Consider the following 13607-nt stretch of genomic DNA (forward strand, 5'->3'; position numbering starts at 1 on the left):
GGAGCTTTCGATGAAACAGCTTTTCCTGGCATCCCTGTTAGGCTCGACCATTGCCATGTGCACCGCCGCCATGGCTGCTGATACCGATCTGAAAACCCTGGAAGCCGCTGCGCGAGCGGAAGGCGCGGTCAACAGTGTCGGCATGCCCGATGACTGGGCCAACTGGAAAGGCACCTGGGAAGACCTGGCCAAGACCTACGGCCTCAAGCACATCGATACCGACATGAGCTCGGCGCAGGAAATCGCCAAGTTTGCCGCGGAAAAAGACAACGCCAGCGCCGACATCGGCGACGTCGGAGCGGCCTTCGGCCCGATCGCGGTCAAGCAAGGCGTGGTGCAACCCTACAAGCCTTCGACCTGGGACCAGGTACCGGCCTGGGCCAAGGATAAAGATGGCAACTGGGCCCTGGCCTACACCGGCACCATCGCCTTTATCGTCAACAAGAAGCTGCTGCACGGCTCCCCTGCACCGACCAAGTGGGCCGACCTCAAGACCGGCAAATACAAGGTTTCCATCGGTGACGTGAGCACCGCCGCCCAGGCTGCCAACGGTGTACTGGCAGCGGCCCTGGCCAACGGCGGCGACGAGAAGAACCTGCAACCAGCACTGCTGTTGTTTGCCGAAATCGCCAAGCAGGGTCGCCTGTCGATGGCCAACCCGACCATTGCCACCATGGAGAAAGGCGAGGTCGAGGTTGGCGTGGTCTGGGACTTCAACGGCTTGAGCTACAAGGCCAAGATGGCTAACCCGGATGACTACACCGTGCTGATCCCGTCCGATGGCTCGGTGATTTCCGGCTACACCACGATCATCAACAAATACGCGAAGAACCCCAACGCCGCCAAGCTGACCCGTGAGTACATCTTCAGCGATGCGGGCCAGATCAACCTGGCCAAAGGCAACGCCCGGCCAATCCGCGCCGAACACCTGACCCTGCCCGCCGAGATCCAGGCCAAGCTGCTGCCGAACGAGCAGTACAAAGGCGTGACCCCGATCAAGGACGCCGACGCCTGGGAAAAAACCTCCAAGGCCTTGCCACAGAAGTGGAACGAAGAAGTCATCGTCGAAATGAAATAACCCCCGTAGGAGCGAGCCTGCTCGCGATGGCGACCTGACATTCGAAGACCTTCTCGGGTGTCAGGCCGTTCTCGTGAGCAGGCTCGCTCCTACAACGAATTACGATGTTTCGAGTTACCGATGTACGGAGTTTCAGTGCCATGAGTCACAACGTCATCCTTGTCGTTCTCGACGGTCTCAACTACGAAGTCGCGCGGCATGCCATGGGGCATTTGCAGGCCTATGTACAGGCGCAAAAAGCTGCCCTGTACAAACTCACCTGCGAGCTTCCTGCGCTATCGCGCCCGCTCTACGAAACGATCCTGACCGGGGTCACGCCCATCGACAGCGGCATCGTCCACAACAACGTCGCGCGCCTGTCCAACCAGCGCAGCATTTATCACTATGCCCGTGACGCCGGCCTGACCACCGCCGCCGCGGCCTATCACTGGGTCAGCGAGCTGTACAACCGCAGCCCTTTCGTCGCAGCCCGGGATCGCCACACCGCCGAGCCCGAACTGCCGATCCAGTACGGCCACTTCTATTGGTCCGACCATTACCCGGATTCGCACCTGTTCGCCGACGCCGAGCACCTGCGCCTGCAACATGCCCCGCACTTTCTGCTGGTGCACCCGATGAACATCGACGACGCCGGGCACAAGCACGGCCTCGACACCCCGCAGTACCGCAACAGTGCCCGCTCGGCCGACATCATCCTGGCCGACTACCTGCAAGGCTGGCTCGACGCCGGTTACCAGGTGCTGGTGACCGCCGACCACGGCATGAACAACGACCGCTCCCACAATGGTCTGCTGGCCGAGGAACGGGAGGTCCCGCTGTTTGTGATTGGCGATGCCTTCAGCCTCGACCCCGATGCCGCTCCCAAGCAGCTCGAACTGTGCGGCACGGTGTGCCAGTTACTCGGCATACCCCACGACAAACCTGTATGCCGGGAGTTGCTCAAGTGAATGCCATCACACGCGGCAAATGGCTGGCAGCGTTGTGCCTGGTGCCCTTTGCAATCTTCTTTTTCGTGTTCCAGATCGCCCCGCTGTGCTGGGTGCTGATCAACAGCCTGCAATCGGAAGAGTTCGGCTGGGGCCTGGCCAACTTCAACAAGATCTTCAGCTCCAGGTTCTACCTGCAAGCGATCCAGCACAGTCTGGAAATCAGTTTCTACTCCAGCCTGTTCGGCATTGTCATCGCCATCCTCGGCGCCTACTCGCTGCGTCGGGTCGACTCCAGGTTGCGCAACTTCGTCAACGCTTTCGCCAACATGACAAGTAACTTTTCCGGCGTGCCCCTGGCCTTCGCCTTCATCATCCTGCTGGGCTTCAACGGCAGCATCACCATCATGCTCAAGCAGGCCGGGATCATCGATGACTTCAACCTGTACTCAAAAACCGGGCTGATCATCCTCTATACCTACTTCCAGATTCCCCTGGGCGTACTGCTGTTGTACCCGGCGTTCGACGCCCTGCGCGAAGACTGGCGCGAATCCGCCGAGTTGCTGGGGGCCAACGGCTGGCAGTACTGGCGCCACATTGGCCTGCCAGTGCTGACTCCAGCCCTGCTCGGCACTTTCGTGATCCTGCTGGCCAATGCCCTGGGCGCCTACGCCACGGTGTACGCCCTGACCACCGGCAACTTCAACGTGTTGCCGATCCGCATCGCGGCGATGGTTTCAGGTGACATTTCCCTGGACCCGAATCTGGCCAGTGCCCTGGCCGTGGTGCTGGTGGCCTTGATGACCGTGGTGACCGTGGTCCATCAGTTACTGTTGAAGAGGAGCTACCATGTCTCGCGCTGAACCCGGCTCTGCGGCCCTTTATCACCGCGTGGTGGTCTACCTGCTGTTTGCCATCTTGTTACTGCCGCTGGTTGGCACTCTGATCTACTCGATTTCCAGCAGTTGGTCGGCGACCATCCTGCCCTCGGGCTTTACCTTCAAGTGGTACCTGCAACTGTGGAGCGACCCGCGTTTTCTCAACGCCTTCGGCCAGTCGCTGCTGGTCTGCGTCGGGGCGCTGATCCTGTCGGTGGTGCTGATCCTGCCGCTGCTGTTCGTGGTGCACTACCACTTCCCGAAACTCGATGCGCTGATGAACATCCTGATCCTGCTGCCGTTCGCGGTGCCGCCGGTGGTGTCCTCGGTGGGCCTGTTGCAGCTCTACGGTTCCGGACCGTTCGCCATGGTCGGTACGCCCTGGATCCTGGTGGGCTGCTACTTCACCGTGGCGCTGCCGTTCATGTACCGGGCAATCACCAACAACCTGCAGGCAATCAACCTGCGCGACCTGATGGACGCCGCCCAGTTGCTCGGCGCCAGCACCTTCCAGGCGGCGTTCCTGGTGGTGCTGCCGAACCTGCGCAAGGGCCTGATGGTGGCGTTGCTGCTGTCGTTCTCGTTCCTGTTTGGCGAGTTTGTATTCGCCAACATCCTGGTCGGCACCCGCTACGAAACCCTGCAGGTGTACCTCAACAACATGCGTAACAGCAGTGGCCACTTCACCAGCGCGCTGGTGATCTCCTACTTCCTCTTTGTGCTGGTTCTGACCTGGGCTGCCAATATCTTGAACAAGGACAAAAGCCAATGAGCTATGTCAGCGTCCAACACCTGCAAAAAAACTACTCCGGCACCACGGTGTTCAGCGACATCAACTGCGAAATCCACAAGGGCGAGTTCGTCACCCTGCTCGGCCCTTCGGGTTGCGGCAAGTCCACCCTGCTGCGCTGCATTGCCGGGCTGACCGCGGTGGATGGCGGCAAGATCCTGCTCGAGGGCCAGGACCTGGTGCCCCTGAGTCCACAAAAACGTGGGATCGGCATGGTGTTCCAGAGCTATGCGCTGTTCCCCAACATGACCGTGGAACAGAACGTCGCCTTCGGCTTGCGCATGCAAAAGGTCAATGCCGACGACAGCCACAAGCGCGTACAGGAAGTACTGCAACTGGTGGAGCTGACTGACTTTGCCGCGCGTTATCCGCACCAGTTGTCCGGCGGCCAATGCCAGCGCGTGGCCCTGGCCCGCTCCCTGGTCACCCGTCCACGCCTGCTGCTGCTCGATGAGCCGCTGTCGGCACTGGATGCGCGGATTCGCAAGCACCTGCGCGAACAGATCCGCCAGATCCAGCGTGAGCTGGGGCTGACGACTATTTTCGTCACTCACGATCAGGAGGAGGCCCTGACCATGTCTGATCGAATATTCCTCATGAACCAGGGGAAAATCGTACAAAGTGGCGACGCAGAGACCCTCTACACTGCGCCAGTGGATGTGTTTGCCGCCGGATTCATCGGCAACTACAACCTGCTTGATGCCGCCAGTGCCAGTAAACTGCTGCAACGTCCCATCAACAGCCGCATCGCGATTCGCCCGGAGGCCATCGTGCTGAGCCGCACGGGCGAACCCGATACCCTGATCCGCAGCCACAGCCTGCTGGGCAACGTGATTCGCTATCGGGTCGAGTCACGCGGCGTGGAGTTGGTGGTGGATGTACTGAACCGTTCGGCGGCTGACTTGCATGCCGACGGTCAACGCCTGGCACTGTCCATTGATCCGAGCGCCCTGTGTGAGGTCGCCTGATGATGTCAACGAATGAGCTGAAGAGAGAGCACTGATGGCCCTGGCAATTTTTGATCTGGACGAAACCCTGATCCACGGTGACTGCGCCACCCTCTGGAGTGAGCAGATGGCCCGCCTGGGCTGGGTCGACGGCGAGTCGTTCATGCGCCGCAACAACGAACTGATGGACGCCTACAGCCACGGCAAGCTGGCCATGGAAGAGTTCATGGCCTTCAGCCTGGAACCCTTGATCGGCCGTACCCCGCAAGAGGTCGAGCACCTTGTAGGGCCCTGGGTCGAAGACTTTATCGAGCCGATCATTTTCAGCGATGCCACCAAGACCATCGCCGCCCACCGCAAGGCCGGCGACCGGATCCTGGTGATTTCCGCCTCGGGCACCCACCTGGTCAAGCCCATCGCCGAGCGCCTGGGCATCGATGAGGTGCTGGGTATCGAACTGGAGCTGGTCAACGGTTTCTACAGCGGCCATACCGTCGGCACCCTGACCTACCGCGAAGGCAAAATCACCCGCCTGCTGGAATGGCTGGACGCCGAAGAAGAAAATCTCGAGGGCGCGAGTTTCTATTCCGACTCCCGCAACGACCTGCCCTTGCTGCTCAAGGTCGACTTCCCCCACGTGGTCAACCCGGACCCAGTGCTGCGCGAGCATGCACAACAGGCCGGCTGGCCGATTCACCACTGGAAGTAATCGAATACCTGTGTGGGAGCGGGCGCTCGCTCCCACCGTTTCAGTGCAATGTCGTCAGGTCAGGCTCTCGTCAATCACCAACACCAGCTTGCCCGACACCTGATTGGTCGCCAGTTCGGCAAACGCCGCCTCGGCATCCTTGATCGGGAAGGTCTTGGCCAGTTGCGGGCTCAAGCGGCCTTCGGCGAACAATGGCCAGACGTGCTGGCTGAGATCGCTGAACAGATCGGCCTTGAACTGCTCGTCGCGGCTGCGCAGGGTCGAACCCAACAGCTGGATCCGCTTGGCCAGCACTTGCGCCAGGTCGAGCTTGGCATCACGGCCGCCCATCAGGCCAATCAACACCCAGCGTCCGTCCCGAGCCAACACCTTCAGGTTCAACGCCGCGTAGTTGGCGCCGACCGGGTCGAGGATCACATCGAACGGTCCCAGATCGCTCAATCCCTCCAGACCATCGGTGCGCACCACCCCGCCCTGGGCACCCAGCGCTTCGCAATAGGCCAACCGATCGGCCGAGCCGACACTGACCCAGCACGGGTTGCCAAACGCCTTGCACAGCTGGATGGCCGCCGACCCTACGCCACTGGCGCCGGCATGCAGCAAGACTTTTTCCCCGGGCTTGAGCGCAGCCAGTTGAAACAGATTCAGCCAGGCAGTGCTGTACACCTCCGGAAGCGCCGCCGCTTCTACCAACGACAAGCCCTCAGGTACCGGCAGGACGTGGCGACCATCGACCACCACCTCCTCGGCCATCCCGCCCCCGGCCAGCAGCGCGCACACCCGGTCACCGATCTGCCAGGTCGAGCCCGGGCCCACCTCGCTGATGACCCCCGAGCACTCCAGCCCCAGCACCTGGCTGGCACCCGCAGGCGCAGGATAGAGCCCCGCTCGCTGCAGCAGATCGGCCCGGTTCAACCCCGCGGCCGCAACACGGATGCGAACTTGCCCCACATCACAGACCGGAGCCGGCTCTTCAACCCACTCCACATGTCCCTCAACGCCTTGCAATGCCTTCACAGTGCCTCCATAGTGAGTCTGGACTGAGCCCGATGCTATAGCGCCGGGCTTTTTGCATTATGCGACCGGTCCTTGTGGAACCGGCGACTTCAAAGACGGCCTAATATGCGTTATCAATTGTCCCCGCGTCGAATCGGCATGAAGCATTTGTTCCCCAGCACCGCACTCGCTCTCCTCATCGGCCTGGGCAGCTTATCGCTCGCGCCCGATACATTCGCAGCCAATAGCTGGGACAAGCTTCAGCCCGACCGTGACGAGGTGATCGCCAGCCTGAACGTCGTCGAGCTGCTCAAGCGCCACCACTACAGCAAGCCGCCCCTCGATGATGCGCGCTCGGTGATCATCTACGACAGCTACCTCAAGCTGCTGGATCCATCGCGCAGCTACTTCATGGCCAGCGACATTGGCGAATTCGACAAATGGAAAACCCAGTTTGACGACTTCCTCAAGAGTGGCGACCTGAACCCCGGGTTCACCATCTACAAGCGCTACCTGGACCGGGTCAAATCGCGTCTGCAGTTCGCCCTGACAGAACTCAACAAAGGCGTGGACAAGATCGACTTCAACGCCAAGGAAACCTTGCTGATCGATCGCAAGGACGCCCCGTGGCTCAAATCCAATGCCGAGCTCGACGACCTGTGGCGCAAACGCGTCAAGGACGAAGTGCTGCGCATGAAAATTGCCGGCAAGGACTCCAAGCAGATCCAGGAAACCCTGACCAAGCGCTACAAGAACCAATTGTCGCGCCTGGACCAGACCCGCGCCGAGGACATCTTCCAGGCGTACATCAACACCTTCGCCATGTCCTACGATCCGCATACCAACTATCTGTCACCGGATAACGCGGAAAACTTCGACATCAACATGAGCCTGTCCCTCGAGGGCATCGGCGCCGTGTTGCAGAGCGACAACGACCAGGTCAAGGTCGTGCGCCTGGTGCCTGCAGGTCCAGCCGACAAGACCAAACTGGTCGCGCCGGCGGACAAGATCATCGGTGTCGCCCAGGGCAACAAGGAAATGGTCGACGTGGTCGGCTGGCGCCTGGACGAAGTGGTCAAGCTGATCCGTGGGCCGAAAGGCACCGTGGTCCGCCTGGAAGTGATTCCGGCCAGCAATGCGCCCAACGACCAGACCAGCAAGATCGTGCCGATCACCCGCGAAGCGGTGAAGCTTGAAGACCAGGCGGTGAAAAAATCCGTGCTCAACCTCAAGCAGGATGGCAAGGACTACAAACTCGGCGTAATCGAGATCCCGGCCTTCTACCTCGACTTCAAGGCGTTCCGTGCCGGTGATCCGGACTACAAGAGCACCACCCGCGACGTCAAGAAACTGCTGACCGAACTGCAAAAGGAAAAAGTCGACGGCGTGGTCATCGACCTGCGCAACAACGGCGGCGGCTCCCTGCAGGAAGCCACCGAACTGACCAGCCTGTTCATCGACAAGGGCCCGACCGTCCTGGTGCGCAACGCCGATGGCCGGGTCGATGTACTCGAAGACGAAAACCCGGGGGCGTTCTACAAAGGCCCGATGGCCTTGCTGGTCAACCGCCTGTCAGCCTCGGCTTCGGAGATTTTTGCCGGCGCCATGCAGGACTACCACCGCGCACTGATCATCGGCGGCCAGACCTTCGGCAAGGGCACGGTACAGACCATTCAGCCGCTTAATCATGGCGAACTGAAACTGACCCTGGCCAAGTTCTACCGGGTTTCCGGGCAGAGCACCCAACACCAGGGCGTACTGCCGGACATCGATTACCCGTCGATCATCGACACCAAGGAAATCGGCGAAAGCGCACTGCCGGAAGCCATGCCGTGGGACACCATCCGCCCGGCGATCAAACCGGCCGTCGACCCGTTCAAACCCTTCCTCGCCCAGCTCAAGTCCGAGCATGACGAGCGCACCGCCAAGGATGCCGAGTTTGTCTTCATCCGCGACAAACTGGCCCTGGCCCAGAAGCTGATGGCGGAAAAAACCGTCAGCCTCAACGAAGCCGAACGCCGCGCGCAACATGCCGATATCGAAGCCCAACAGCTGACGATGGAAAACATTCGCCGCAAAGCCAAAGGCGAAGAGCCGCTCAAGGAACTGAAAAAAGAAGACGAGGACGCCATCGCGGCCGAGCCAGACAAGACCAAGCCGGAAGACGACGCCTACCTCAGCGAAACCGGGCGGATCCTGCTGGACTACCTGAAACTCAACACCGCGGTCGCCAGCAACAAGAAGTAATGGCCACCCAAGCAACACGCTGACCAGAAAAGACCGGGCTTGCCCGGTTTTTTTTGGCCGCGAGTTTTTTGTTGCATCAGGTCGTATACAGACCCTGGGGGGCTCGGCAGCTGCTGCAGGGGATTGGGGGTATTCGCCAGATTTGTGGTTTGTCGGAGATCGCCATCGCGGGCGAGCCCGCTCCCACAAGGGGACCCAACCCTAAGCCGCCATAACCGCAGGAGCGGATCTACACCCAGATCAACCAGCCCGCGCAGCCAACTCCCGCAACTTGATCGCAGCCAACGGATGCCCGGCCTTTTCCGCCAACCCCCACCAGCGAGCCGCCTCCAGCGGATCCGGAGCCTTGCTCGGCGTCCCCGCCAGACTGATCACACCCACCTGATAGGCCGCCTTGCCATCGCCCGCCAACGCCGCCAGGCGCAACAAACGCACACCCTCCTCGCGAGCCCCAAGACCGACCCCGCGAAACGTCAGGATGTGACCATAGAAGCTCTGCGCGCCCACATCACCCAAGTTGGCCATGCGCGCAAACTGCCCTTCCAGCCAGGCCCAGCCCCGCGGCTGACGGACAAACCAGGACCAGTGAAACAACCGACGAGCCAGCCAGTAGCTGACATGTGCCTTGAGTCGTAGCAACACTCAGGCCTCCGCAGATTCAGGGTATTCGTACTCAAACACCCGAACCACTTCCGAAGCATGCCAGGACGCTGCAGCTACGCCGTCGGACGGCCCGGAGAAGCGTCCCAGGCGCTCCACACACTCGAAGAACCCCGTGCGCGGCAACCGGCTCGCGCCCTGGCTGATCACCAGCGAGCTGCGCAGCGGCTGCTCAGCCCGAGCGTCCAACGCCGCCAGGTGCTCGAGGGCGGCCGTCAGGGTTTGCATCGCCGGGCTCGGCAACTGCAACCGCTCCAGCAGCGCACGATAGGTCAGCAGGTGGCGCTGGCGGCGCGCCTGATCCAGTTCACCGAGCAAACCGTCCCAATGTTGACGACTGATCCGTACGCTCACGATTCATCCCTCCAACCCTGCACCTTCAACTCCCAGGCCAGGCTGCGACGAATCGCGGCGTCGGGCTGGCGCTCGCCACTTTCGATCAAGGCCAGGTAGGAAGGGCTGATGCCTACGGTGCGGGCCAACGCATCAATGGCAATGCCCTGTTCTTCGCGTAGATGACGCAGTTGATCGAGGCCCGGAAGAACCGGGTTCGAGGTGGCCGCGTGCGGGACTGTGGCTGCACGCGGTGGTTGCTCCTTGACGCCTGCCGCTTTTAATAATGCTTGATACTGCGCCCATGGCAACACCGCGTACTCGGGTTCACCATCACGTGTGATTATCTGAATATCCATGACTACCCCGTAGGACAACAACACTTAGCGAGTCGGCACTTTTCCATTGAAGTGTAATCCTAACAGTCGCTAAGGTCGCTGGGGCGTATCAATCTCTGGATAGATCTGATTCGATTCAGGTTTTTTTCGGGTGTTGAAGCAACAACTGCTCCGGCGAATCGGGCAGGCACTCGACGTTCACCAGTTTTTCCGGGTGCTGGCGGTTGCGCCAGAGGCGAAAGGCAGTCAACTCGTCATCCAGGGTTTTCATCAGCCATGCCAGTACGGCGATATCGTCGAGCATGCCGAACATCGGGATGAAATCTGGAACGGCATCCAAGGGACTGAGGAAGTACATCAGGCCGGCCACCACCGATACCAGGGCCTTGGGACTGATGGCCCGGTACTCGCCACGCCAGTACGCCAGGCACAACGCCTGCAGCAAGCGCAGGTCGTCCTTGAGCTTGCCCAGCCGGAAACCCTGAGTGGCGCCCTTGCTGGCCACTGCGAAGAGCAGAGTCGGCAAACGGCCACGACTGATCAAGCGACCGGCCAGGGGCAGGAACCGAGCGAAATTCCAGGGTGTTTTCATCATGCCTCCACTGAAATGTTATCCACACAAATTGTGGATAACCTTGTGAACAGAGCCGCTTTTCAGGCCTCAAAGCCCCGTCTTACAAGGGCTCGAGTCAGATCGGGCGTTTTTTACTCACATAAAAAAACCCCAACATTTCATTGACTTGGCGGCCTGGTGCGGCTAACGGCGGCGCCTTCAATGCTATGACTGCTACAACCGGTGTCGGTTCTACTGGATTTTCCCCCACCGACCGCCAGATACAACAACGCCCCGGATAAACGGGGCGTTGTTTTTCAATCCGACGCAGCTTACTTGGCGTCGTCTTGCTTGGCTGGATCTTTGATCGCCAGCAGTTCCAGGTCGAACACCAGCACCGAGTTGGCCGGGATTGCCGGGCTAGGGCTTTGAGCGCCGTAGGCCAGTTCGCTAGGAATGTACAGCTTGTACTTCTCGCCTACGTGCATCAGTTGCAGGCCTTCGACCCAACCCGGGATCACGCCGCTGACCGGCAGATCGATTGGGCTGCCACGCTCGACCGAGCTGTCAAACACAGTGCCGTTGGTCAGGGTGCCAGTGTAGTGCACAGTCACTACGTCGGTAGGCTTAGGCTGAGCGCCGTCGGCCTTCTTCACGACTTCGTACTGCAGACCGGAAGCCGTGGTGGTCACACCGGCTTTCTTGGCGTTGTCTTCGAGGAATTTCTTGCCGGCTGCGGCCGACTCTTCGCTCATCTTGGCCATACGCTCTTCAGCGCGCTTTTGCAGCGCAGCGAAGGCTTCGACCAACTCTTCATCCTTGAGCTTCTGTTCTTTCTTGCCGACAGCATCTTCGATGCCTTGGGCTACGGCTTTGGAGTCCAGGTCATCCATGCCTTCCTGAGCCAGGCTCTTGCCCATGTTCAGGCCGATACCGTAGGAAGCTTTTTGCGCCGGGGTTTTCAGCTCTACGCTGGTCTGCGAGTCACAACCCGCAAGTACCAGGCTAACCAGGGCCACCGCCGCCGCCAACCGATGCTGTTTCATGCTATTTCCTTGTTCATGCGCCTAAAGGGCAATCGAATAAAGCCGCGAGCTTATCAGGCCGCCACGACCAATGGCTACCGGCATGAGAGCAGGAAAGCTCCGATAAGTTCAGGTCTTTTAACGCGTTTTACCCAGGAATAGGGTGAAGTTTCTGTCAGCTTCAGCCGAGGGCAGACGCAGCCTGTTCCCACAGCCTATGGCGTAATGGCCTCTTGCTGCCAAACTTCAGCTCAGGCATAACACCCCGATCAATCTACAAGGATGTTTATCGTGCGCCTGCTGCTCCGTTTTTTACTGCTGATTCTGACCCTGTTGGGGGTCGCGTTGGCCGTTGTGCTGTATTACGTGGCCAACCCCAAACTGCCGGTTTATACGCCTGTGACCCAGGTGAACTACCTCGACCAGTGGAGCGCGGCCGATCGCCAGACCTATTACTTCACCCCCCAGGGCACCCAGGTAAAGGGCTTGCGGTACGACTGGTTCAAGGCCCTTGAGCTGCCGTTTTCCGAGCAACGCTTTGCCGCGCCGCAGTACCTGGCGCGCTTCGGCTTTTTGGTGGACCCGACGCAAACGGCCACCTCCAGTAATCCGGGCAATCTGCCGGTGGGCTTCGCCAGGCACCAGAATCCTGGCAGCAAAGAAGAGTATCTGGATATTACCTGCGCCGCCTGCCACACCGGCGAGCTGCGCTACCAGGGCCAGGCCCTGCGCATCGATGGCGGTACGGCGCAGCACGTGCTGCCCTCCAGCGTCCCCACGTTACGCGGCGGCAGCTTCGGCCAGGCACTGGTGGCCAGCCTTGCCTCGACCTATTACAACCCGTGGAAATTCGAACGTTTCGCCCGCAATGTGCTGGGACAGGATTACGACGCCGAGCACGGACAACTGCGCAAGGACTTCAAGGCTTCGCTGGACACCTTCCTGCGCGTGGCCTGGAACGACACCCATCGCGATCTCTACCCCACCGAGGAAGGCCCCGGGCGCACCGACGCCTTCGGCCGTATCGCCAATGCCACCTTTGGCGACGCCATTTCCTCGGACAATTATCGGGTCGCCAACGCCCCAGTGGACTACCCACAACTGTGGGATATCTGGACCTTCGACTGGGTACAGTGGAACGGCTCGGCGCAGCAGCCCATGGCGCGCAACGTCGGCGAAGCCCTGGGGGTGGGCGCCACCCTGAGTTTCTTCGACGCCAACGGTCAACCGCTCAAGGGCGATGCGCGCTACCCCTCCAGCGTGCGCGTACGTGACCTGCACCTGATCGAAGAAACCCTCAAGCGCCTCAAGCCGCCGGCCTGGCCCGAAGCGCTGCTGGGCACCGTCGACAAGCCCCTGGCTGCCCAGGGCCGCGCGCTGTTCGCCGAGAACTGCGCCGGTTGCCACGTGCCCAAGGTGATCCAGGCCAACGGCCGCCCCGAGCAGCAGTTGAAAATGCTGCCGGTGGCAGTGATCGGCACGGACCCCGCCAGCGCCAACAACATCGCGCAGCACCGCTTCGACGTCACCCCACTGCAATGGGACCCGGCGGAACTGGCCGACCTCGACGTCAAGCTGCAACCCACGCCCACCGAGCCGCTGGACCTGAGCCAGTTGTCAGTCGCCAAGGGCCTGGCCTACGTCACCGCCTTCGTCGAGAACCGCGCCTACCGCGAGGCCAACGTCACCCCTGAGGAGCGGCCGGACATGGATGGTTTTGCCCTGCCGATCGGCGTGCGCGAGCGCGTGGCCTACAAGGCCCGGCCGCTGGCCGGTGTCTGGGCCACGGCGCCCTTCCTGCATAACGGTTCGGTGCCGAGCCTCTACCAACTGCTGTCACCGCAAAGTGAACGCGCGAGCATCTTCTATAAAGGCACCTTCGAGTACGACCCCAAACACCTGGGTTATCGCACCGAAGCCTTCGACAACGGGTTTGTGTTCGATACGCGGGTTACCGGCAACCACAACAGCGGCCACGAGTTTCGCGCTGGCGAACGGGGTAACGGGGTCATCGGGCGCCTGTTGCTACCTCAAGAACGCTGGGCACTGCTGGAGTACCTGAAGGTGCTGGGCGGCCCATTGGAGGCGCAATTGCCATGAGCCGCAGACAGTCAGGAAGGAGTTTTA

General features: G+C 60.8%; 14 protein-coding genes. 8 read left to right on the forward strand and 6 right to left on the reverse strand.

Annotated features, from left to right (window positions below):
- The first annotated feature begins 10 nt into the window (after nucleotides 1-10).
- From QMK50_RS06895 to QMK50_RS06920, 6 genes are all read left to right on the forward strand, one after another.
- Nucleotides 11-1078, forward strand: a complete 1068-nt coding sequence (locus QMK50_RS06895) for an ABC transporter substrate-binding protein (RefSeq protein WP_159997426.1) — start codon at nucleotides 11-13, stop codon at nucleotides 1076-1078.
- 140 nt (nucleotides 1079-1218) lie between these two features.
- Complete coding sequence (locus QMK50_RS06900) at nucleotides 1219-2025, forward strand: alkaline phosphatase family protein (protein WP_320332828.1); 807 nt, start codon at nucleotides 1219-1221, stop codon at nucleotides 2023-2025.
- Nucleotides 2004-2867, forward strand: a complete 864-nt coding sequence (locus QMK50_RS06905) for an ABC transporter permease subunit (protein ID WP_320332829.1) — start codon at nucleotides 2004-2006, stop codon at nucleotides 2865-2867. Before QMK50_RS06900 ends, QMK50_RS06905 begins: the two co-directional genes overlap by 22 nt.
- The gene (locus QMK50_RS06910; RefSeq protein ID WP_159997430.1) at nucleotides 2854-3654 is read left to right on the forward strand and encodes an ABC transporter permease; all 801 of its coding nucleotides are present in this window, start codon (nucleotides 2854-2856) and stop codon (nucleotides 3652-3654) included. The genes QMK50_RS06905 and QMK50_RS06910 overlap by 14 nt, the downstream gene beginning before the upstream one ends.
- Nucleotides 3651-4640 (forward strand): ABC transporter ATP-binding protein, encoded by a 990-nt coding sequence (locus QMK50_RS06915; protein WP_159997432.1) that lies wholly within the window; start codon nucleotides 3651-3653, stop codon nucleotides 4638-4640. Before QMK50_RS06910 ends, QMK50_RS06915 begins: the two co-directional genes overlap by 4 nt.
- A gap of 34 nt (nucleotides 4641-4674) precedes the next feature.
- The gene (locus QMK50_RS06920) at nucleotides 4675-5328 is read left to right on the forward strand and encodes an HAD family hydrolase (RefSeq protein WP_159997434.1); all 654 of its coding nucleotides are present in this window, start codon (nucleotides 4675-4677) and stop codon (nucleotides 5326-5328) included.
- A 54-nt stretch (nucleotides 5329-5382) separates the two neighbouring features.
- Here the strand turns inward: QMK50_RS06920 and QMK50_RS06925 are convergent, their stop codons facing one another.
- On the reverse strand, nucleotides 5383-6345 hold the full coding sequence (locus QMK50_RS06925; protein WP_095170307.1) for a zinc-binding dehydrogenase: 963 nt from the start codon (nucleotides 6343-6345) through the stop codon (nucleotides 5383-5385).
- A gap of 138 nt (nucleotides 6346-6483) precedes the next feature.
- On the opposite strand from QMK50_RS06925, the gene QMK50_RS06930 reads away from it, so the two are divergent.
- Nucleotides 6484-8571, forward strand: a complete 2088-nt coding sequence (locus QMK50_RS06930; RefSeq protein ID WP_320334499.1) for a carboxy terminal-processing peptidase — start codon at nucleotides 6484-6486, stop codon at nucleotides 8569-8571.
- Nucleotides 8572-8811: 240 nt separating this feature from the next.
- Here QMK50_RS06930 and QMK50_RS06935 read toward each other — a convergent pair whose 3' ends face one another.
- From QMK50_RS06935 to QMK50_RS06955, 5 genes are all read right to left on the reverse strand, one after another.
- On the reverse strand, nucleotides 8812-9213 hold the full coding sequence (locus QMK50_RS06935) for a sel1 repeat family protein (RefSeq protein WP_095170309.1): 402 nt from the start codon (nucleotides 9211-9213) through the stop codon (nucleotides 8812-8814).
- Nucleotides 9214-9585 (reverse strand): hypothetical protein, encoded by a 372-nt coding sequence (locus QMK50_RS06940; RefSeq protein WP_003179080.1) that lies wholly within the window; start codon nucleotides 9583-9585, stop codon nucleotides 9214-9216.
- On the reverse strand, nucleotides 9582-9923 hold the full coding sequence (locus QMK50_RS06945) for a helix-turn-helix domain-containing protein (RefSeq protein WP_159997440.1): 342 nt from the start codon (nucleotides 9921-9923) through the stop codon (nucleotides 9582-9584). The genes QMK50_RS06940 and QMK50_RS06945 overlap by 4 nt, the downstream gene beginning before the upstream one ends.
- A 115-nt stretch (nucleotides 9924-10038) precedes the next feature.
- A complete protein-coding gene (locus QMK50_RS06950) occupies nucleotides 10039-10494 on the reverse strand; it encodes a YkvA family protein (protein WP_159997442.1) in 456 nt (151 codons plus the stop codon).
- Between the two features lie 293 nt (nucleotides 10495-10787).
- Entirely contained in the window at nucleotides 10788-11501 is a 714-nt protein-coding gene (locus QMK50_RS06955; protein ID WP_095170311.1) for an FKBP-type peptidyl-prolyl cis-trans isomerase, read from the reverse strand.
- A 270-nt stretch (nucleotides 11502-11771) separates the two neighbouring features.
- Here QMK50_RS06955 and QMK50_RS06960 point away from each other — a divergent pair, with 270 nt between their 5' ends.
- Complete coding sequence (locus tag QMK50_RS06960; RefSeq protein WP_320332830.1) at nucleotides 11772-13580, forward strand: cytochrome c; 1809 nt, start codon at nucleotides 11772-11774, stop codon at nucleotides 13578-13580.
- The last annotated feature ends 27 nt before the right edge of the window (nucleotides 13581-13607 follow it).

Source organism: Pseudomonas sp. P5_152, assembly GCF_033989915.1.
In the GTDB taxonomy this organism is placed as follows: Bacteria; Pseudomonadota; Gammaproteobacteria; order Pseudomonadales; family Pseudomonadaceae; genus Aquipseudomonas.